The sequence below is a fragment of the Streptomyces sp. NPDC053432 genome (assembly GCF_055585365.1).
Genome location: NZ_JBVJKF010000005.1, coordinates 77,109 through 97,010 on the forward strand (window position 1 = coordinate 77,109; position 19,902 = coordinate 97,010).

Genomic DNA, 19,902 nt, shown 5'->3' on the forward strand with positions numbered 1-19,902 from the left:
GGCGTGTCGCCTCCCTCTGGCCGGTGAGTTGTCGTACCGCGAAAGACCCCTCTCGGTGGTGATCCTCAACCACCCCTCTGACCTGCAGCATTGAGTCATCGGGACCGCAGTGGCCCGGTGAAGTCAGAGGGGGATCCCATCATGAAGGCTCGTACGCGCACGCTGATCGCCGCCGCTCTGGTCCTGGGCATCGCGTCCGGACCGGTCGTCGCCCACGCCGCTCCGGCCCCGGCGCCCGCGTCGGCGGGGGCCGCTGCGGCGCCCCTGGTGTCGACCCCGCCGAATGCCGCGGCGCTGGAGCGGGCGATCGCCGGCCTCGGTGCGCAGAACAAGGACGCGACGGCCGCGCTGGTGCGGGTGGGCGGTACGAGCGGCGGCTGGCGGGGCAGTTCCGGCGTCGCGGACATCGTCACCGGCCGGGAGGCCGTCGCGCAGGGCCGGTTCCGGGCCGGGTCGGTGACCAAGACGTTCACTTCGGCCGTGGTGCTCCAGCTGGCGGCCGAGGGCCGGGTCGACCTGGACCGGCCGGTCCGGTGGTACCTGCCCGGGACGGTCCCCGACGCCTACGGGACGGTCACGGTGCGGCAGTTGCTCAACTACACCAGCGGCATCCCGTCGGCGGACGGGCCGGGCGACTCCTTCGAGGCGCAGTGGGAGCACCGCTTCGACGTGACCGACCCGCACGACCAGCTGGCCAACGCCTTCGCGAAGAAGCCCGAGTTCGCCCCCGGCTCGGCCCAGCACTACCTGAACATCAACTACACGGTGCTGGGCGTGCTCATAGAGAAGGTGACGGGCACTTCGTACGAGGATGCGGTCACCCGGCGGATCCTGAAGCCGCTGGGGTTGCGCCAGACCTCGTTCCCGGCGCGGACGCAGACGAAGATCCACGGTACGCACAACAGGGGCTACCAGGCGGTCGAGAAGGCCGACGGTTCCCGGGAGCTTCGGGATGTGACGGAGTGGAACTCCTCCGACCGGTGGGCGGCGGGGGACATCATCTCGAGCACGGCCGATCTGGAGCGGTTCACCGTGGCCCTGTTCAGCGGGCAGATCGTGCCGAAGGCCCAGCTGGAGGAGATGTTCACGGTGCCCGCGGTGAAGAACTTCGCCAACGGGAAGGACGCCACGCTGACGGCGGGTCTGTCCAGGATCGTCCTGCCGGACGGCACGGTGGCGTGGGGCAAGACGGGCGGCCGGTACGGCTACAACACCGCGATAGGCGCGACCCGCGACCTCTCCCGCACGCTGGTGTACTCGGTCAACTCCACCGACGCGAAGGGCGAGGACATGAACCCAGTGGCGTTCGGCATCGTGATGGCCGCCTTCGCGAAGTAGGCCCCGGTCAGGCGGGCATCGCTTCGAGACGCTTGATCATGCGGCGCAGTACCAGCAGCGGGATGACGCCGAAGATCCCGAAGGACATGTCGATGACGCTCCACCAGACCGGGATCCCCCGGATCGGTCCGCAGATCAGGGCCAGCGGGATGATGCCGGCGCAGGCGATCATGCCGGCCTCGACGATCCAGATGTTGCGGACCGGATCGCGGTGGACGCCGTAGAAGAACACCGCGATCACGAGGTGGGCGAAGGCGAGCCAGTCGGTGCCGTAGAGGAGGAAGGGGTACTCGGCATCGGCGCGGTCCAGTCCGTCGCCCACCCGCCTGAGCCACTCGTTGTCCACCAGGGCGTTGGCCCAGTGGAGTTCGCTCACCAGGGGGAAAGCGGTGAGTCCGCTCAGCACGAGGCAGACGAGGAACAGGACCAGCCAGGCGCGTATGCGCCGCTCAAGGGCGCTTCTCTCGCTCATGGAAGGAAGCGTACACCTGGAATTGAACACGTTCAGCCAAATCTCTGAACGCGTTCAATCCGGTGGGCGGGAGGGCGGCGGGCGGTGCTCAGAGCCCGACGATCGCGTTCCAGCGCCTGGCGAAGGCGCGGCGCTCGGCCATGGAGATGTCGCGGGCGACGGCCAGCCGCTTGCGCATCTCCTCGTCGGGGAAGATCAGCGGGTTCTCGGCCAGTTCGGCGGTCTCCTTGTCGTCGGAGCCGGCCAGGACCTCGCGGGCCGCCGGGACGGGGCAGACGTAGTTGACGGAGGCGGCGAGCGCCGCGGCCGTATGCGGGTCGTAGTAGTGGTCGATCAGGGCCTCGGCATTGGCCTTGTGCCGGGCCAGGCCGGGGATGAGCAGGCTCTCCGCCCAGAGTTCGGCGCCCTCCTCGGGGACCACGAACTCGATGTCGGGGTTGTCGGCCCGGAGTTGGATGGCGTCGCCGGAGTAGGCCTGGCAGGCCAGCACGTCGCCCTTGCTCAGATCGGAGGTGTAGTCGTTGCCGGTGAAGCGGCGGATGTGCTTCTTGCGCACCAGTTCCTCGACCTGGTCGCACACCCGGTGGTAGTCGGACTCGGTCCAGCGGGTGACGTCCACTCCGTTGCCCTGCATCAGCAGGGAGAAGGACTCGTCGAGGCCGGAGAAGAGGGTTACCCTGCCCGCGAGGTCGGGGTGCCACAGGTCCTTGACCGACTTGATCTCGCGGCCCAGGGCCCTGCGGTTGTAGGCGATGCCGGTGATCCCCGACTGCCAGGGGACGGTGTGCAGCCGCCCCTCGTCGAAGGCGGGGGAACGCAGCTGCGGGTCCAGGTGGCGGGCGACGTTGGCCTGCGCCGAGCGGTCCATCTTCTGGGCCCAGCCCAGGTGGACGAAGCGGGCGGCCATCCAGTCGCTGACCACGACCAGGTCGTGGCCGGTCTCCTGGTGGTTCATCAGGGCGGGGCTGATCTTGCCGAAGAACTCGTCGTTGTCGTTGATCTCCTCGGAGTACCGGACCTCGATCCCGGTCCGCTCCGAGAAGGCGTCCAGCGTCGGACGGCTCTCCTCGTCCTCCTCATCGGTGTCGATGTAGAGCGGCCAGTTGGAGAAGACCACGCTCCGCTCCCGCTCGGAGCGGTCCGCGCCCGCGCGCCGCTCCTCCGGGACGTAGGCGGCCGGGACGCCGCAGCCGGTGAGGGCGGCGAGCAGGCCCGCGGCACCGAGGCCGCGCAGCGCGTCGCGGCGGGAGAAGTCCAGTCGAGGCATGGCCAAAGCCTCGGTGAACGCCGAAGGGCGGGCAATAGACAACGTGTCTACTGCCCGCCCCGTCACCGCTGTGCTGTGATCAGTGCGGCGAGGCCGCTGATCAGCCGTCGAGCGAGGTCATGACGTGCTTGATGCGCGTGTAGTCCTCGAAGCCGTAGGCGGAGAGGTCCTTGCCGTAGCCGGACTTCTTGAAGCCGCCGTGCGGCATCTCGGCGACGAGCGGGATGTGGGTGTTGATCCACACGCAGCCGAAGTCGAGGTTCTTGGACATCCGCATCGCGCGGCCGTGGTCCTTGGTCCACACGGAGGAGGCGAGGGCGAACTCGACGCCGTTCGCGTACTCCACGGCCTGGGCCTCGTCGGTGAAGGACTGGACGGTGATGACGGGGCCGAAGACCTCGTTCTGGATGATCTCGTCGTCCTGCTTGAGGCCGGAGACCACGGTCGGGGCGTAGAAGTAGCCCTTTTCGCCGACCTGGTGGCCGCCCGCCTCGACCTTGGCGTGGGCGGGGAGGCGCTCGATGAAGCCCGCGACCTGCTTGAGCTGGTTCGGGTTGTTCAGCGGGCCGTACAGCACGTCCTCGTCGTCCGGCCGGCCGGTCTTGGTGTCGGCGGCGGCCTTGGCGAGCGCGGTCACGAACTCGTCGTGGATCGACTCGTGCACGAGCACACGGGTGGCCGCGGTGCAGTCCTGACCGGCGTTGAAGTAACCGGCGACCGCGATGTCCTCGACGGCCTTGGCGATGTCGGCGTCCTCGAAGACGACGACGGGGGCCTTGCCGCCGAGCTCCAGGTGGACGCGCTTGACGTCCTTCGAGGCGCTCTCGGCGACCTGCATGCCGGCGCGCACCGAGCCGGTGATGGAGGCCATCGCCGGGGTGCTGTGCTCGACCATGGCCTTGCCGGTCTCGCGGTCACCGCAGATGACGTTGAAGACGCCCTTGGGCAGGATCGAGTCGATGATCTCCGCCATCAGGACGGTGGAGGCCGGGGTGGTGTCCGAGGGCTTGAGCACCACGGTGTTGCCCGCGGCGATCGCCGGGGCGAACTTCCACACGGCCATCATCATCGGGTAGTTCCACGGCGCGACCTGGGCGCAGACACCGACGGGCTCACGGCGGATGATCGAGGTCATCCCCTCCATGTACTCGCCGGCCGAGCGGCCTTCCAGCAGGCGGGCGGCACCCGCGAAGAAGCGGATCTGGTCCACCATCGGCGGCAGCTCCTCGCTGGCCGTGAGGCCCAGCGGCTTGCCGGTGTTCTCCGACTCGGCGGCGACGAGCTCGTCCGCGCGCGCCTCGAAGGCGTCCGCGATCTTCAGCAGCGCCTTCTGGCGCTCCGACGGCGTGGTGTCGCGCCATCCCGGGAAGGCGGCCGCGGCCGCGGCCATGGCCGCGTCGACGTCTGCCTGCCCCGAGAGCGGAGCCGTCGCGAAGGCCTCGCCGGTGGACGGGTTGACCACCTCGGTGGTCCGCCCGTCGGCAGCGTCCTTGAACTCCCCGCCGATGTAGTTGCGCAGACGACGCAGTTCGGTGGTCACTACAGCCACACTCCTGATCACATGTCCAACGATTGAGACGAATCCCAAGCCTAGCCCCTCGGGCGACGCTTTCGACAGACCCAGAGGTCACCAACTACGAAATCAGTGAGATCGAAGTCGGCAAACAACGGATTTCATCGATTCCGTCTTGCGGAACAGACGACCCTCGTGCACAGTGAGGTCGTGGTCAGTCGAAGCGCAGATTCCAGGAACAGACAACCGTCCCCTTCGGTCGATGCTGTGTCCCTGGCGATCATCGAGCAACTGCAGGAGGACGGTCGCCGTCCCTATGCATCGATCGGCAAGGCCGTCGGCCTCTCCGAAGCCGCCGTACGCCAGCGCGTACAGAAGCTGCTCGACCAGGGCGTCATGCAGATCGTCGCCGTCACCGACCCGCTCACCGTGGGCCTGCGGCGCCAGGCGATGGTCGGCATCAACGTCGAGGGAGACCTCGACCCGGTGGCCGACGCACTGACGGCCATGGCCGAGTGCGAATACGTGGTGATGACCGCGGGGTCGTTCGACCTGATGGTGGAGATCGTCTGCGAGGACGACGACCACCTGCTCGAAACGATCAACAAGAAGATCCGCACGCTCCCCGGCGTGCGATCAACCGAAAGCTTCGTTTATCTGAAGCTCAAGAAGCAGACCTACATGTGGGGAACTCGATAGCCCGTGAGCCAGGACCTCTCCAAGACCGCGTACGACCACCTGTGGATGCACTTCACCCGCATGTCGTCCTACGAGAACGCACCCGTCCCCACCATCGTGCGCGGTGAGGGCACCTACATCTTCGACGACAAGGGCAAGCGCTACCTCGACGGCCTCGCCGGCCTGTTCGTGGTCAACGCCGGTCACGGCCGCAAGGAGCTGGCCGAGGTCGCGTACAAGCAGGCCCAGGAGCTGGCCTTCTTCCCCGTGTGGTCATACGCCCACCCGCAGGCGGTGGAGCTCGCCGAGCGCCTCGCGAACTACGCCCCTGGCGACCTGAACAAGGTCTTCTTCACCACCGGTGGCGGCGAGGCCGTCGAGACCGCGTGGAAGCTCGCCAAGCAGTACTACAAGCTGCAGGGCAAGCACACCAAGTACAAGGTCATCTCGCGTGCGGTCGCCTACCACGGCACCCCCCAGGGCGCCCTGTCCATCACCGGCCTGCCGGCCCTGAAGGCCCCCTTCGAGCCGCTGGTGCCCGGTGCGCACAAGGTGCCGAACACCAACATCTACCGCGCCCCGATCTACGGTGACGACCCCGAGGCCTTCGGCCGCTGGTGCGCCGACCAGATCGAGCAGGAGATCCTGTTCGAGGGCGCCGACACCGTCGCCGCCGTCTTCCTCGAGCCGGTGCAGAACGCCGGTGGCTGCTTCCCGCCGCCGCCCGGGTACTTCCAGCGGGTCCGCGAGATCTGCGACGAGTACGACGTGCTGCTCGTCTCCGACGAGACGATCTGCGCCTTCGGCCGCCTCGGCACGATGTTCGCCTGTGACAAGTTCGGCTACGTGCCGGACATGATCACCTGCGCCAAGGGCATGACCTCGGGCTACTCCCCGATCGGTGCCTGCATCGTCTCGGACCGCATCGCCGAGCCGTTCTACAAGGGTGAGAACACCTTCCTGCACGGCTACACCTTCGGCGGGCACCCGGTGTCCTCCGCGGTGGCGATCGCCAACCTCGACATCTTCGACAAGGAAGGCCTCAACCAGCACGTGCTGGACAACGAGGACGCCTTCCGCTCGACGCTGGAGAAGCTGCTCGACCTGCCGATCGTCGGCGACGTCCGCGGCAACGGCTACTTCTACGGCATCGAGCTCGTCAAGGACAAGGGCACCAAGGAGTCCTTCACGGACGAGGAGACGGAGCGCGTGCTCTACGGCTTCCTCTCCAAGGCCCTGTTCGACGCCGGCCTGTACTGCCGCGCCGACGACCGTGGCGACCCGGTCATCCAGCTGGCCCCGCCGCTGATCGCGGACCAGGGCACCTTCGACGAGATCGAAGGCATCCTGCGCTCGGTGCTCACCGAGGCGTGGACCAAGCTGTAACCCCAGCGGCAGCCGGACTGTAAATAGTCCGAACCACACGGCCCGGATCCCCCTTTCGAGTGAGAGGAGGGGATCCGGGCCGCGTGCTGTCGGCATCCAAGACGTTCATCTCTTTACATCTCCATGCGGCGCCAGTGACCGAAAAGGGCTCCGCTTCGTTCCCCCGGACGGAGGTGTACGCCATGGTGGCTCCACCGGACAATGCCCCGGACAATGCCCCGCCTGACAATGACGTCCTATGGGCACGGTCCCTTCAGTACTCTCACAGCGGTTCCCCCGGTCTCACCGGCATCTCCCTGGGAGTGCGCCAGGGCGAGATCCTGGCCCTGACCGGTCCCCGCGGCAGCGGTAAGACCACCCTGCTGCGCTGCCTCTCCGGGCAGTTGCGGCCGGAGGAGGGCGAGGTCTGGTTCAACAGCCTCCCCGTGCACACCATGGGCGCACTGGCCCGCGAGCGGCTGCGCCGCGACCGCTTCGGCTGGATCGGCCCCGAACCGCAGCTGCTGCCCGAGCTCAAGGTCTGGGAGAACGCGGCCCTGCCGCTGCTGCTCTCCGGCGCCTCCCACCGCAGCGCCAAGCACGCCGCGTACGAATGGCTCGACCGCCTCGACATCGCCGGCTGCGCCCGCAAGCGGCCCGCCGCCCTGGGGCGCGCAGAGTCGCAGCGGGTCGCCCTGGCCCGGGCGCTCGTCAACCAGCCCGCAGTGATCTTCGCGGACGAGCCCACGGCCCCGCTCCACCAGGCCGAGCGCGCCCTCCTGCTCCGTACGCTGACCACGGCGGCCCGCTCGCACGAGATCACCGTGCTGCTGGCCACCCACGACGAGGAGAGCGCCGCCGTCGCCGACCGGTGCCTGGCCCTGCTCGACGGCCGCTGGGCCGGAGCCGCGGCGGCCACCCCGCCTGCGGGTCCCGAGACGTCGGAGGGGCAGGCCGCGTGCTCGCTCTCCGCCTAGCCCGAGGCTCCCGGCCCCTGGTCCAGCTGCGCCGTCTCCTCGTCGCGGCCGCCTCGGCCGGCAGCGGGTTCCTGCTGCTGTACGTCCTGCAGGACGCCGTGGTCCGGCCCGCCGGATCGTTCCCGCGCCTGCTGTGGGCGCTGGTACCGCTCGCCGCGGCCGTCCACTTCGCCGTCGCCGTGGCCCGTACCGACCCCGCGACCCGCCCCCGCGCGGGGCTGGACGCCGCGGGTCTGGGACCCGTACGGCTCGTGCTGGTCGCGGCGATCTCCACCGCCGTCGCCTGCACCCTCGGCAGCGCCGTCGCCCTGGCCGTCTTCCTCCACCTGCGCGGCGACCTCTCCGGGCTGCCGTTCGACGGGGCCGGGGCGCGGCTCCTGCACGCCGAGCAGCCGCTTCCGGTGGCCGCGGCCCTCACCCTGCTGGCCGTGATCCCGCTGACCGCCTGCGCCGCGACCGCCCTGGTCCTGCGCCGCCGGCCGTCCGCGGCCCCGCAGTCCGGGCTGCCCTGGGGCATCGCCCTGACGGCCTGCGGGCTCGCGGTCCAGGCGTACGCGGGCCGCAGCGGCACCGGGACGCTGACCGGCTGGTCACTGACCGCGGTCGGGCTGGCCCTCGCCGGGCCCGGCCTCGCCTACGCCTGCGGCGCCCTCGTCCAGGCCGTGCGCCCGGGCGCGCTCCGGTTGCTGGCCGGACGCGCCCTCCAGGAGGAGGCGCCCCGGCTCGGCCCGCCGCTCGGTGTGCTGTGCGCGGTCGGCGCGGGGGCGCTCACGGCGCTGGTCCTGCCCGGCGGGGGCGGACTGCTCGTACCGCTGGGTCCGCTGACCGGGCCGGCCGCCGCCCTGGTCGCCGGATGCGCGGCCGCGACCCTTCTCACATCCGCTGTGGAGGCGAGGCAGAGCCGGGCCGCGGCCCGCGAGACGCTGGCCGGCATGGGAGCCCCCGCCAAGGTCCTTCGTACGGCGGCGAGTTTGCGGGCCACCGCGCTCGTGGCCGTGTGCCTGCCGCTGAGCTGGGGTGTGGCGCAGCTGACGTCACTGGCCCTGACCCGCTGACCGGGCAGCCCTTAGGGTGGGCCGAATGGTCAACGGATACATCGACACCGAGATCGAGACGCTCGCCGAATTCGACCGGGTCGTGTCCCGCGGCTCGCTGGGCGGCTACCGGATCCAGTCGGTCAACCTGCTGGAGCGGACCTTCGCGCTGTTGTCCGCCGACACCTCGGCGGCCGTGTTCCTGGGCTGCCCGATGGAGCCCGACGCGGCCGCGAAGGTCCGTGCCGACGGCGCGCTGGTCTTCCCTCCCGTCCCCGACCTGCCCTTCGACCCGTACCGGGGGCTGCTCTACAGCCCCGAGGAGCTCTACGCGGGGCTGTCCGACGGGTACGGGGCGACGTCGGACTGCCAGACGTACGCCTGGTTCCAGGAGACCAGGGCCGACGGGGACGTCTTCTCCTCGATGCTGCGCTCGCTCCATGACGACGCCGTGTCCGACGCCCTCGACGAGCACCTGTCGGGCGCCCGGGTCGTGGGCGTGATGGGCGGTCACGCCATGGCCCGCGGCGGTGCGGCGTACCGGGGCGCCGCCGAGCTGGGCCGGGCCCTGACCCGGTCCGGGCTGACCGTGGCCACGGGCGGCGGGCCGGGTGCCATGGAGGCCGCCAATCTCGGTGCCTACCTGGCCCCGGCGGCCGACGAGGTCCTCCCGGAGGCTCTGGAGCTGCTGGCCGGAGCTCCCTCCTTCGAGCCGTCGGTGACCGACTGGGCGCGTGCGGCGTTCGCCGTGCGGGACCGCTGGCCCGGTGGCGGCGACTCGGTGGGCATCCCGACCTGGTTCTACGGGCACGAGCCGTCGAACCCGTTCGCCTCGCACATCGGCAAGTACTTCGCGAACGCCACCCGGGAGGACGGGCTGCTGGCCCGGTCCGACGCGGGCGTGGTCTTCCTGCCGGGCGCGGCGGGCACCGTACAAGAGGTCTTCGACAGCGCGACGCCGAACTACTACGGGTCGCGGGGCGAGCCGGCACCGATGGTCCTGGTCGACCGGGCCCACTGGACCGAGCACCTCCCGGTCTGGCCGCTGCTGCACGCGCTGGCGCGCGGCCGGGCGATGGAGTCGCGGATCGCGCTGGTGGACTCGGTGGACGAGGTGGCGGACGTCCTCGCTTCGATGAGCTGAGGTCTCGAAGCAACTTCGCGGCCCGTTCTCACGTCTGGCAGAGGTACCGCAAAACCTGCCAGACGTGAACGGAGCCCTCGGTGCTCATAGGCCTGCTGACCGCTGTCGCGGCGTCCATCTGCTACGGCACGGGCTCCGTGCTGCAAGCCGTCGGATCCCGGCGCGCCGCGCGGATGTCCCCGGCCGCCGCCGGGGTGACCGCCCATGGCGGACCCAATCTGTCGTCCACCGCGAAAGCTGCGATGACCTGGGAGTTCATCGTCGGCACGATCCTGGACTTCGTGGGCTTCGGGCTGGGTGCCCTGGCGGCCCGGCTGCTTCCCCTCTTTCTCTCCCAGACGGTCATCAGCGCCAACCTGGTGATCACCGCCGTGCTGAGCGTGAAGATGCTCGGCATCCGGCTCAGCCGCAAGGAGTGGACCTCGATCGGCGTCGTCTGCACGGCGCTGGTCCTGCTGGCGACGGCGGCGGGCCACGAGGGCGGCCACCACGCTCCGATGTCCACCCACTGGTGGCTGCTGGGGATCACTCTGCTGCTGATGGCGGGCGGCACCCTCGCCGTACGCCTCCTGGGCGGCGGGGCCGCGATCCTGGCCGGTCTGCTGTCGGGCCTGGGCTTCGGCGCGCTGGGCGTCGGCGTCCGGATCCTGGACGGCGTCGACCCGTTCGACCCCGCCACGCTCCTGTCCGACCCGGCGCTCTACGCCATCGTGCTGGCGGGCGTCGGCGGCATGTACCTGCACACCGTCGCCCTTCAGATCGGCTCGGTCAACGGCGCCACGGCGGCGCTGGTCGTCGGCGAGACGGTGCTCCCGGGCGCGATCGGCGTCCTGTGGCTCGGCGACGCGTCCCGGCCGGGCCTGGCGTGGCTGGCGGCGCTCGGGTTCGTCCTCGCGGTCACCGGTGCCGTGGCCGTCGCCTGGTACGGCAAGCACGAGGGCTCCGACCCCCAGGTGGAGACCCCGGTCCCGGCGGCGGTCGGCTAGCCGCGGGGCCCTTCACCCGCTCGCTCTCCCCCGGTGGCGCACGCCCGGCGGCTGCCGCTTGCTGGACGGGGGAGAGAGCGAGGAGCCATGGCCCGCACGGACACCGCCACCGCCCGGCTGTACGCGCCCCGGGCCGCCGGAGCGGCCGGCATCGTGTTCGCCCTGCTGCTCGCGACGGCGATGGTCCTGATGCGGCTCGCCGTCCCCTCGGGCGACGGGGCGGGGGAGGCGGTCGCCCCGGGGAACCGCTGGGCGGTCCGGCTGGCCCTGGAGATCGTGCCCTTCGCCGGGATCGCCTTCCTTTGGTTCATGGGCGCGCTCCGCTCGCACGTCGGGGAGGCCGAGGACAAGTTCTTCTCCACCGTCTTCCTCGGCAGCGGGTTCATCTGTGCCGCGAGCCTGTTCGTCGCCGCCGGGGCGGCGGGAACCGTGCTGGCGGAGGGCAGCCCCTCCGACTTCGGCCGCCACTACGCGTACACGATCCTGGCGACGTACTCCATGCGGATGGCGGCCGTCTTCGTCCTGTCGACCTCGATGATCGGGCGCCGGCTCGGGGTCTTCCCCCGGCCGCTGATCGTGGTGAGCACCCTCGCCGGCCTGATCCTGCTCGTGGTCGGGGCCGGGGTGCCGTGGTCCGAGCTGGTGTTCCCGGTCTGGGCCCTGCTCCTCAGCGCCCACATCCTGCGGGTCAGGACCCGGATGCACTCCTGACCTGGGGGTTCGTTGTCCGGCAGGACGCGCCCGGCCGCCGCATGCATGCTGGATGGGGTAAGGGAACGGGGGGTCGGGGAACTCGGGGACGACGGGGAAGATCCAGCCACGGAAAGGCGGATGCCTCATGAGGCTTGTCGTGGACCTCAACCGCTGTCAGGGCTACGCCCAGTGCGCGTTCCTCGCCCCGGACGTCTTCGCCATGCACGGCGACGAGTCGCTCCTGTACAACCCGCAGCCCGACGAGGAGCACCGCGAGGACGTCGTCCGCGCCGTCCACGCCTGTCCGGTCAGGGCCATCCTGCTGGACGCCGTGAACGGCTCCCTGGAGACCACGGAGGCGCGTGGTGAGCGATGACTCAGCCCTTGAGCGGCTCAAGCGCGAAGGCCGCATCGTGGTCGTCGGCGCTTCCCTCGCCGGCCTGCGGGCCGCCGAGACCATGCGCGAGAAGGGGTTCGCCGGCTCCCTCACGATGATCGGCGACGAGCCCTACGAGCCGTACGACCGCCCCCCGCTGTCGAAGCAGGTCCTGCTGGGCAAGGCGACCGCGGACCGTACGCTGCTCCCCCGCCGCCGCGACATCGACGCCAAGTGGCGGCTCGGCGTACCGGCCACGGGTCTGGACTTGGCGGGCCGCCGGGTCAGGCTCGCCGACGGCGACGAGGTGGAGTACGACCGGCTGCTGATCGCCACCGGGGTGCGGGCCCGCCCGTGGCCCAACGAGGAGGAGGCGGCCCTCGAAGGCGTCTTCACCCTGCGCACCCGCGACGACGGGGCCGCCCTGGAGCGGCGGCTCGCGGCGGGACCGCGCCGGGTCCTGGTCATCGGCGCCGGGTTCACCGGATCCGAGATCGCCTCCGCATGCCGGGAGCGGGACCTCGCGGTCACGGTCGCCGAGCGGGGCGACGCGCCGCTGGTCGGCGCCCTGGGCGGGGTGATCGGAGAGGTCGCGGCCGGGATGCACCGCGAGAACGGGGTGGACCTGCGGACCGGGATCATGGTCACCCGACTGGAGGGCGACTCCTCCGGTCAGGTACGGGCCGCCCATCTGTCGGACGGCAGCGTCGTCGAGGCGGACGTCGTGGTCGTGTCGCTCGGCGCCCAGCGCAACACCGACTGGCTGACCGGGTCCGGGCTGGGTGCCGGTCCGCGGGGCATCGCCTGCGACGCGGGCTGCCGGGCCTTCAACATCTGGGGCATCGTCACCGACGACATCTACGTGGCGGGTGACGTGGCACGCTCCCCGCACGCGCTCTTCGGGTACCAGTTCCTGTCCCTGGAGCACTGGGGCAACGCCGTCGCCCAGGCCGAGACCGCGGCGCACAACATGCTCAGCGAGGGCGTGGACCGGCGCCCGCACGTGTGGGTCCCCGCGTTCTGGTCCTCCCAGTTCGGGGTGAACATCAAGTCGGTCGGGGTGCCTTCGATGGGCACCGAGATCCTCATCACCCAGGGCTCGCGCGCCGAGCGCCGCTTCGTGGGCGTCTACGGCTACCAGGGGCGCGTCATCGGTGCCGTCACCTTCGACCAGTGCCGCTGGCTGGACTTCTACGAGCAGCAGATCGAGCAGACCGCGCCGTTCCCGCCGCCGTACGCGACGGTCGACCGCAGGAGCGAGGGGAACAACCCGCTGGACGCGGACTTCCCCGACCCGTCGGTGCCCACGCACGGGCCGACCATCACCTTGAGCGGCTACTCCCCGGCCGACCGGCGGATGACGTTCACGCCGGCCCACAACTGAGCACGAGGACCTCTCATGACTGAAGGCATCCTGCGGCAGATCCTCGACTACTCCAGCCGGTCCAACCCGTATCCGCTGTACGAGGAGCTCCGCAAGACCCCGGTGTTCCAGGACGGGGACGGACTGTACGTCATCAGCACGTACCACGAGATCAAGAGCCTGTTGCACGATCCGCGGATCAGCTCCGACTCGCGCAACCTGGCGTCCACGGCCGGCGACCTGCTGAACGAGGGCGACGGCGAGGACGACGGGATGGCGTCCCTGCCCCCGTCCTTCCTGAAGCTGGACCCGCCCGACCACGACCGGCTGCGCCGGATGACGAACCGCCCCTTCGGGCCTCCGCATTCGCCGCACCGGGTCCACGATATGCGCGGCGAGCTGGGCGACATCGTCACCGGCCTGATCGACTCCCTCGCCGAGAAGGGGAACGCGGAACGGATCGACCTCGTGGAGGAGTTCTCGTACCCCTTCCCGGTCACCGTGATCTGCCGCCTGCTGGGCATCCCGCCCGAGGACGAGGCCCGTTTCCACGTCTGGGCGGACACGCTCGCCGCGAGTCTGGACCCCGATCCGGACGCCGACCCCGCCGAGCGCATCAAGAAGACGCAGGACACCCGGATGGAGCTCGGCATGTACCTGGCCGGGCTGATCGAGGAGCGGAAGAAGAACCCGGGTGACGACATGCTGTCCCAGCTGTCGACCGCGGACGGGCCGGACGGCGCCATGAGCACGATGGAGGTGCTCAGCACCTCGGCGCTGCTGCTGATCGCCGGGCACGAGACCACCGTCAACCTGATCACGAATGGCATGCTCACCCTCCTGCGCCATCCGGAGGTCCTGGACCGGCTGCGCGCCGAGCCGAAGCTGGCCGTCCCGATCGTGGAGGAGCTGCTGCGCTACGAGCCGCCGGTGCAGCTGCTGCCGCAGCGCACCCCGCTGGCCGACATCGAGATGGAGGGCGTGACCATCCCCAAGGGATCCTCGCTCTGGCTGATCCTGGCCTCCGGCAACCGTGACCCCCGCCGGTTCCAGGACCCGGACCGCTTCGACCCGGACCGCCCCGACGTCCAGCACCTGGGCCTGGGCAGCGGCATCCACGGCTGCTTCGGGGCGCCGCTGGCCCGGCTGGAGGCGGCGCTGGCGCTCAGCGAACTGGCCCGCAGGCTGGAGAACCCGAGGCTGCTGGAGGACCCGCCGCCGTACCGGCAGAACGCCGTCCTGCGCGGCCCGCGCCACCTGCCGATCGCCGTGGACGGCATCCGGGCGGCCTGAGGAAGGCCCCGGCGGGCCCTATTGTGCGGGCCCGCCCCCGACCGGGGTGGCCGGCAGGACGACCACCTCGGTCGGCGTGAACGTCACGGCCACCCGGTCGCCCACCGCGGGCGCCGCAGCCAGCCCGCACTCCGCCTCCAGCACCGGCCCCGCCCCGGGCCTCAGCCGCAGTGCGACGTGCGTGCCCCGGAAGGTCCGGGAGACCACCTCGCACCCCAGGCCCGCCTCGCACAGCACGACCCCGGCCGGGCGGATCAGCAGCCGGTGCTCCCCGTCCGGGGTGCCCACCGGAACCGGGACCTTGCCCCACGGGGTGAGGGCCGCGCCGCCCGACACCGCGGCCGGGACCACGTTCTCGAAGCCGAGGAACCGCGCCACGAACTCGGACGCGGGCCGCTGCCACACCTCCAGCGGGGTCCCGGCCTGCGCGATCCGCCCGTCCCGCATCACCACCACCCGGTCGGCCAGGGCGAACGCCTCGCCCTGGTCGTGCGTGACGGCCAGTACGGTCGTCCCCAGCCGGGAGAACAGCCCCCGCAGCTCCACCACGAGCCGCTCCCGCAGCCCCCGGTCGAGCTGCCCCAGCGGTTCGTCCAGCATGAGCAGCCGTGGCGAGGGCGCCAGCGCCCGGGCCAGCGCGACGCGCTGCTGTTCGCCGCCCGAGAGCGAGGCCACCGCCCGGCCCTGGGCCCCGGGGAGCCCGACCAGCTCCAGCAGCTCCGCGACCCGGGGCGCGTACGAGCCCCGGCCGTACGAGGAGCCCCGCATGCGCAGCCCGAACGCGACGTTCCCGCCCACGTCCCGGTGCGGAAAGAGCTGGTGGTCCTGGAACATCAGGCCCACGCCACGGCGGTGCACCGGCACCCCGGCCTGGTCCGCACCACCGAGCAGCACCCGGCCCGCGGACACGGGCTGGAGGCCGGCGACCACCCGCAGCAGGGTGGACTTCCCGCTTCCGCTCGGTCCCAGCACGCACACCGTCTCGTGCTCGGCGACCTTCAGCTCCACGGAGTCCACGACCGCGCGCTCACCGAAGCGGACCGACACCCCTTCCAGCTGAAGCAGTGTCATCAGAACTCTCCGGAGGTCTTGTCGGGGCGCAGGCGCTCCAGCACCAGCAGGGACACCGCGCACACCAGCATCAGGATCGTGCTCAGGGCCATCGCCTGCCCGTAGTTCAGCTCGCCCGCCCGCCCCAGCAGCCGCGCCACGGCCACCGGCAGCGTCGGGTGGTCCGGCCGCGCGATGAAGACGGTCGCGCCGAACTCCCCCAGCGAGACCGCGAAGGCGAAGCCGGCCGCGATCAGCAGCGCCCGGCGCACCAGCGGCAGATCCACCTCCCGCCAGGCACGCAGCGGCGAAGCCCCGAGCACCGCGGCCGCCTCCCGCAGCCGCCCGTCGACCGCGCGCAGCACGGGCAGCATGGTCCGTACGACGAACGGCACGCCGACGAGGGCCTGCGCGAGCGGCACCAGGATCCACGAGGTCCGCAGGTCCAGCGGCGGCTCGTCCAGGGTGATGAGGAAGCCGAAGCCGACCGTCACGGCGGACACCCCGAGCGGGACCATCAGCAGCGCGTCGAAGCCGCGTACGAAGCGGCCCCCGCGCCGGGTCAGCGCCGCGGCCGCGAGCCCGCCGATGACCAGGGCGATCGCGGTGGCGGCGAGCGCGTACTGGAGGGAGTTCCAGACCGCCTCCAGCGGCGCCACCAGGAACGTCCCGCCACCGGCGCCCACGTCCTGGAGCGCCCGGTAGAAGCCGAACCCGTACCCGCCGGGCGCGTCGAAGGAGCGCTCCACCAGCACCGCGAGCGGCGCCACGATCAGCAGTGCCACCGTCAGCAGCACCCCGCCGAGCAGGGACCGCTGCGCCCAGCCGCGCGGCCGGTGCGAGGTCCGGGCCGGATCGACCAGCCGCAGCGCGGTCTCCCGCTTGCGCACGGTCCAGGCGTGCACGCCGAGGATCGCGGCGAGCGCGGCGAACTGCACCATGGTCAGCACGGCGGCCGTCGACAGGTCCAGGAGCTGCGCGGTCTGCCGGTAGACCTCCACCTCCAGGGTGGAGTACGAGGGCCCGCCGAGGATCAGCACGACGCCGAAGGAGCTGAAGGTGAACAGGAACACCATCAGCGCGGCGGCGGCCACCGCGGGGGCCAGCGCGGGCAGCGTCACGCGCCGCCAGGCGGTGAACCGTCCGGCGCCGAGCACCCTGGCGGCCTCCTCCTGCCGCGGGTCCAGCTGGGCCCACAGCCCGCCGACGGTGCGTACGACGACCGCGTAGTTGAAGAAGACGTGCGCGAGGAGGATCGCCCAGACGGTGGTGTCGAGCCGGACCCCCGCCAGTTCGTCCAGCAGGCCGCCCCGGCCGACCAGGGCGAGGAAGGCGGTGCCGACGACCACCGTGGGCAGCACGAACGGGACGGTCACCACGGCCCGCAGCAGCTGCTTCCCCGGGAACTCGAAGCGCGCGAAGACGTAGGCCGCCGGGAGCGCGATCACCAGGGTGAGCGCGGTGGAGGCGAGCGCCTGCCAGGTGGTGAACCAGAGCACGCCGGCGATGTCGGGCCGGGTGACTACCTCGGTGATCCGGCCGAACTGCCAGCCGGTGTCGGTCTTGAGGCCGCGGCCGAGGATCGCGGCAACGGGGTAGGCGAAGAACAGCCCGAAGAAGGCCAGGGGCACGAGCATCAGCGCGAGCCGCACGGCCGTGGCCCGGCCGGATTCGCGGCCGGATTCGCGGACCGGTTGCCGCACCGGCCCGGCCGGGACCGGCGCGGCGCCTCCCGGCGCCGCGGCCGCTCCCTCGGTACCGCTTACTTCACGACGAGCGCGGTCCATGCCGAGACCCACTGCTCACGGTTCTTGGCGATGGTCTCCGGGGCCACGTTCTCGGGCTTCTCGACCACCACGCCGTGCTTGGTGAACAGCTCCGGCAGGGAAGCGTCCTTCGTCACGGGGTTCACGAACATCTGGAGCGGCATGTCCTCCTGGAACTTCTTGCTGATCAGGAAGTCCACGAGGGCCTTGCCGCCCTCCTCGTTCCTGGCGCCCTTCAGCAGGCCGGCGAACTCGACCTGGCGGAAGCAGGTGCCGGTGGCGACGCCCGTCGGGGCCTCGGCCGGCTGCGGCTCCCCGTACAGCACCTCGACCGGCGGGCTGGAGGCGTAGGAGACGACCAGCGGGCGGTCGGCCTTGGCCTTCTTGCCGCCCGCGGAGCCGGAGAAGCGCTCGTTGTAGGCCTGCTCCCAGCCGTCGACGACCTCGACGCCGTTGGCCTTCAGCTTGCTCCAGTAGTCCTTCCAGCCCTCCTCGCCGTACTTGCCGACGGAGGCGAGCAGGAAGCCGAGGCCGGGCGACGAGGTCGCGGCGTTCTCGGTGACCAGCAGGTTCTTGTACTCCGGCTTGATCAGGTCGTCCAGCGTCTGCGGCGGGGCGATCTTCTTGTCGGCGAAGTAGGCCTTGTCGTAGTTGACGCAGATGTCGCCGGAGTCGACCGGGGTGACCCGGTGCTGCTTGTCGAGCAGGTACTCGGGCTTCACGCCGGCCAGGCCCTTGGCCTCGTACGGGGTGAAGATGCCGTTGTCGAGGGCGCGCGAGAGCAGGGTGTTGTCGACACCGAAGAAGACGTCGCCGCGCGGGGAGCCCTTGGTGAGGATCTCCTGGTTCAGCGCGGCGCCCGCGTCCCCGGACTTCAGCACCTTGACCGTGTAGCCGCTCTGCTGCTCGAACTCCTTGAGGACCGTGTCGGTCACGTTGAAGGAGTCGTGCGTGACGAGCGTGATCGTCTTGGACTTCGGGCTCTCGGTCCCGCCCGCGTTCTTGTCCTTGGCGTCGCCGCCGCCGCAGGCACTGAGCGTGGTGACGCCCAGCGCGGCCGCGAGCGCGGCGCCCGCGATCTTCTTGGTGGTGCTCACTGGTGATTCCTCCTGGGATGACCAGGAGAAGACGCGGCCCTGCCCGGCGCTCTGTGGGAGCGGACGCCGGGCAGGGCGCAACAGCATGAGTGGTGACCGAACTTCCTACCCCGAATGACCGGGGCGAGGTTCAGAGGGTCTGCGGATGACGGATACCGCACTCTCAGCGCTGTGGCGCTCCCCTGTCGGAATATGAAATTGGTTCGGCCACAGGGTACCCCGTGGCCGATCGCGTTCGGTCAGGACCGGAATCTAGCGCTCCGAGGCCGCGAGCTGGCCGCACGCGCCGTCGATCTCCTGGCCGCGGGTGTCCCGAACGGTCACCGGCACGCCGTGGCGGGCGATCGCGTCGACGAAGGCCTTCTCGTCCTCTGGCCGCGAGGCGGTCCACTTGGAGCCGGGCGTCGGGTTCAGCGGGATCAGATTGACGTGGACGCGCTTGCCCTTGAGCAGCCGGCCCAGGAGGTCACCGCGCCAGGCCTGGTCGTTGATGTCGCGGATCAGCGCGTACTCGATCGAGATGCGGCGGCCGGACTTCTCGGCGTACTCCCACGCGGCGTCGAGGACCTCGCGGACCTTCCAGCGGGTGTTCACCGGGACCAGGGTGTCGCGCAGCTCGTCGTCGGGCGCGTGCAGCGAGACGGCGAGGCGGCACTTGAAGCCCTCGTCGGCGAAGCGCAGCATGGCCGGGACCAGGCCCACGGTGGAGACGGTGATCCCGCGCTGCGACAGACCCAGGCCGTCGGGCTCGGGGTCGGTGAGCCGGCGGATGGCACCGACGACGCGCTTGTAGTTCGCGAGGGGCTCGCCCATGCCCATGAAGACGATGTTCGACAGCCGGGCCGGCCCTCCCGGGACCTCGCCGTCGCGCAGGGCGCGCATGCCGTCGACGATCTGGTGCACGATCTCGGCGGTGGACAGGTTGCGGTCCAGACCGGCCTGGCCGGTGGCGCAGAACGGGCAGTTCATGCCGCAGCCGGCCTGCGAGGAGATGCACATGGTGACCCGGTCGGGGTAGCGCATCAGCACGGACTCGACGAGCGTGCCGTCGTGCAGCTTCCACAGGGTCTTGCGGGTGGTGTCGTCGTCGCAGGAGATGTGCCGGACGACGTTCATCAGCTCCGGCAGCAGTTCCTGCTGGAGCTTCTCGCGGGAGGCGGCGGGGATGTCGGTCCACTCGGCCGGGTCGTGCGCGTACCGGGCGAAGTAGTGCTGGGAGAGCTGCTTGGCCCGGAAGGGCTTCTCACCGATCGCGGCGACGGCTTCGCGGCGCTCGGCGGGGGTGAGGTCGGCGAGGTGCCGCGGGGGCTTCTTGGCGCCACGGGGCGCGACGAAGGTGAGCTCTCCCGGAACGGGGCGGGCCATGATCGGATACTCCTCGATGGGGCGAGGTCCTGGCGCGCGACTCCGCCGGTGCGGAGCGGACTGCGGCTCGACAGGAGCCTGGAGACCTCTCACGGGCCGTCCCAGCAGACGCGGAACGGCAAAGG

18 protein-coding genes are annotated in these 19,902 nt (G+C 70.9%); 11 read left to right on the forward strand and 7 right to left on the reverse strand.

The genetic code is table 11. The annotated features are described in order from the left end of the window. Window positions 1-141: 141 nt before the first annotated feature. Window positions 142-1,338: a serine hydrolase domain-containing protein gene (locus ACZ6Y1_RS10715; protein ID WP_469625882.1), complete on the forward strand. Its 1,197-nt coding sequence runs from the start codon at window positions 142-144 to the stop codon at window positions 1,336-1,338. 7 nt (window positions 1,339-1,345) lie between these two features. On the opposite strand, the gene ACZ6Y1_RS10720 is transcribed toward ACZ6Y1_RS10715, so the two are convergent. The 3 genes from ACZ6Y1_RS10720 to ACZ6Y1_RS10730 all read right to left on the reverse strand — a co-directional run bounded on the left by ACZ6Y1_RS10720 (window position 1,346) and on the right by ACZ6Y1_RS10730 (window position 4,617). Continuing rightward, window positions 1,346-1,810, reverse strand: coding sequence for a hypothetical protein (locus ACZ6Y1_RS10720; protein WP_469625884.1), 465 nt, complete (start codon window positions 1,808-1,810; stop codon window positions 1,346-1,348). 88 nt (window positions 1,811-1,898) lie between these two features. Then, window positions 1,899-3,077, reverse strand: coding sequence for a polyamine ABC transporter substrate-binding protein (locus ACZ6Y1_RS10725; protein WP_469625885.1), 1,179 nt, complete (start codon window positions 3,075-3,077; stop codon window positions 1,899-1,901). A gap of 100 nt (window positions 3,078-3,177) precedes the next feature. After that, window positions 3,178-4,617 (reverse strand): gamma-aminobutyraldehyde dehydrogenase, encoded by a 1,440-nt coding sequence (locus ACZ6Y1_RS10730; RefSeq protein WP_469625888.1) that lies wholly within the window; start codon window positions 4,615-4,617, stop codon window positions 3,178-3,180. A 168-nt stretch (window positions 4,618-4,785) separates the two neighbouring features. Between ACZ6Y1_RS10730 and ACZ6Y1_RS10735 the strand changes: the two genes are divergently transcribed. From ACZ6Y1_RS10735 to ACZ6Y1_RS10780, 10 genes are all read left to right on the forward strand, one after another. Beyond that, a complete protein-coding gene (locus tag ACZ6Y1_RS10735) occupies window positions 4,786-5,289 on the forward strand; it encodes an Lrp/AsnC family transcriptional regulator (RefSeq protein WP_007266859.1) in 504 nt (167 codons plus the stop codon). 3 nt (window positions 5,290-5,292) lie between these two features. After that, window positions 5,293-6,654, forward strand: a complete 1,362-nt coding sequence (locus ACZ6Y1_RS10740; RefSeq protein ID WP_469625890.1) for an aspartate aminotransferase family protein — start codon at window positions 5,293-5,295, stop codon at window positions 6,652-6,654. Window positions 6,655-6,836: 182 nt separating this feature from the next. Continuing rightward, complete coding sequence (locus ACZ6Y1_RS10745; RefSeq protein ID WP_469625892.1) at window positions 6,837-7,610, forward strand: ABC transporter ATP-binding protein; 774 nt, start codon at window positions 6,837-6,839, stop codon at window positions 7,608-7,610. Then, a complete protein-coding gene (locus ACZ6Y1_RS10750; protein WP_469625894.1) occupies window positions 7,592-8,665 on the forward strand; it encodes a hypothetical protein in 1,074 nt (357 codons plus the stop codon). Before ACZ6Y1_RS10745 ends, ACZ6Y1_RS10750 begins: the two co-directional genes overlap by 19 nt. Window positions 8,666-8,690: 25 nt before the next feature. Then, the gene (locus ACZ6Y1_RS10755) at window positions 8,691-9,788 is read left to right on the forward strand and encodes an LOG family protein (RefSeq protein WP_469625896.1); all 1,098 of its coding nucleotides are present in this window, start codon (window positions 8,691-8,693) and stop codon (window positions 9,786-9,788) included. Between the two features lie 80 nt (window positions 9,789-9,868). Then, complete coding sequence (locus tag ACZ6Y1_RS10760; RefSeq protein WP_469625898.1) at window positions 9,869-10,774, forward strand: DMT family protein; 906 nt, start codon at window positions 9,869-9,871, stop codon at window positions 10,772-10,774. Between the two features lie 87 nt (window positions 10,775-10,861). Beyond that, entirely contained in the window at window positions 10,862-11,485 is a 624-nt protein-coding gene (locus ACZ6Y1_RS10765) for a hypothetical protein (RefSeq protein ID WP_469625900.1), read from the forward strand. A gap of 127 nt (window positions 11,486-11,612) precedes the next feature. Beyond that, window positions 11,613-11,843, forward strand: coding sequence for a ferredoxin (locus ACZ6Y1_RS10770; protein WP_469625903.1), 231 nt, complete (start codon window positions 11,613-11,615; stop codon window positions 11,841-11,843). Next, window positions 11,833-13,227, forward strand: coding sequence for an NAD(P)/FAD-dependent oxidoreductase (locus tag ACZ6Y1_RS10775; protein ID WP_469625904.1), 1,395 nt, complete (start codon window positions 11,833-11,835; stop codon window positions 13,225-13,227). Before ACZ6Y1_RS10770 ends, ACZ6Y1_RS10775 begins: the two co-directional genes overlap by 11 nt. 15 nt (window positions 13,228-13,242) lie before the next feature. Continuing rightward, window positions 13,243-14,499: a cytochrome P450 gene (locus ACZ6Y1_RS10780; protein ID WP_469625906.1), complete on the forward strand. Its 1,257-nt coding sequence runs from the start codon at window positions 13,243-13,245 to the stop codon at window positions 14,497-14,499. A gap of 18 nt (window positions 14,500-14,517) precedes the next feature. Here ACZ6Y1_RS10780 and ACZ6Y1_RS10785 read toward each other — a convergent pair whose 3' ends face one another. From ACZ6Y1_RS10785 to rlmN, 4 genes are all read right to left on the reverse strand, one after another. Beyond that, window positions 14,518-15,570, reverse strand: coding sequence for an ABC transporter ATP-binding protein (locus tag ACZ6Y1_RS10785; RefSeq protein ID WP_469625909.1), 1,053 nt, complete (start codon window positions 15,568-15,570; stop codon window positions 14,518-14,520). Next, window positions 15,570-17,186, reverse strand: a complete 1,617-nt coding sequence (locus ACZ6Y1_RS10790) for an ABC transporter permease (protein ID WP_469626585.1) — start codon at window positions 17,184-17,186, stop codon at window positions 15,570-15,572. Before ACZ6Y1_RS10790 ends, ACZ6Y1_RS10785 begins: the two co-directional genes overlap by 1 nt. 125 nt (window positions 17,187-17,311) lie before the next feature. Next, a complete protein-coding gene (locus tag ACZ6Y1_RS10795; protein WP_469625911.1) occupies window positions 17,312-18,412 on the reverse strand; it encodes a thiamine ABC transporter substrate-binding protein in 1,101 nt (366 codons plus the stop codon). A 252-nt stretch (window positions 18,413-18,664) separates the two neighbouring features. Continuing rightward, window positions 18,665-19,777 (reverse strand): dual-specificity RNA methyltransferase RlmN, encoded by a 1,113-nt coding sequence (gene rlmN / locus ACZ6Y1_RS10800; protein WP_469625913.1) that lies wholly within the window; start codon window positions 19,775-19,777, stop codon window positions 18,665-18,667. Window positions 19,778-19,902 lie beyond the last annotated feature (125 nt).

Bases quoted from the DNA above. Each gene is read 5' to 3' on its own strand.
- ACZ6Y1_RS10770 (WP_469625903.1), top strand. From the start codon at position 11,613: ATGAGGCTTGTCGTGGACCTCAACCGCTGTCAGGGCTACGCCCAGTGC.
- ACZ6Y1_RS10725 (WP_469625885.1), bottom strand. From the start codon at position 3,077: ATGCCTCGACTGGACTTCTCCCGCCGCGACGCGCTGCGCGGCCTCGGT.
- ACZ6Y1_RS10720 (WP_469625884.1), bottom strand. From the start codon at position 1,810: ATGAGCGAGAGAAGCGCCCTTGAGCGGCGCATACGCGCCTGGCTGGTC.
- ACZ6Y1_RS10785 (WP_469625909.1), bottom strand. From the start codon at position 15,570: ATGACACTGCTTCAGCTGGAAGGGGTGTCGGTCCGCTTCGGTGAGCGC.
- ACZ6Y1_RS10790 (WP_469626585.1), bottom strand. From the start codon at position 17,186: ATGCTCGTGCCCCTGGCCTTCTTCGGGCTGTTCTTCGCCTACCCCGTT.
- ACZ6Y1_RS10745 (WP_469625892.1), top strand. From the start codon at position 6,837: ATGGTGGCTCCACCGGACAATGCCCCGGACAATGCCCCGCCTGACAAT.
- rlmN (WP_469625913.1), bottom strand. From the start codon at position 19,777: ATGGCCCGCCCCGTTCCGGGAGAGCTCACCTTCGTCGCGCCCCGTGGC.
- ACZ6Y1_RS10715 (WP_469625882.1), top strand. From the start codon at position 142: ATGAAGGCTCGTACGCGCACGCTGATCGCCGCCGCTCTGGTCCTGGGC.
- ACZ6Y1_RS10780 (WP_469625906.1), top strand. From the start codon at position 13,243: ATGACTGAAGGCATCCTGCGGCAGATCCTCGACTACTCCAGCCGGTCC.
- ACZ6Y1_RS10765 (WP_469625900.1), top strand. From the start codon at position 10,862: ATGGCCCGCACGGACACCGCCACCGCCCGGCTGTACGCGCCCCGGGCC.
- ACZ6Y1_RS10755 (WP_469625896.1), top strand. From the start codon at position 8,691: ATGGTCAACGGATACATCGACACCGAGATCGAGACGCTCGCCGAATTC.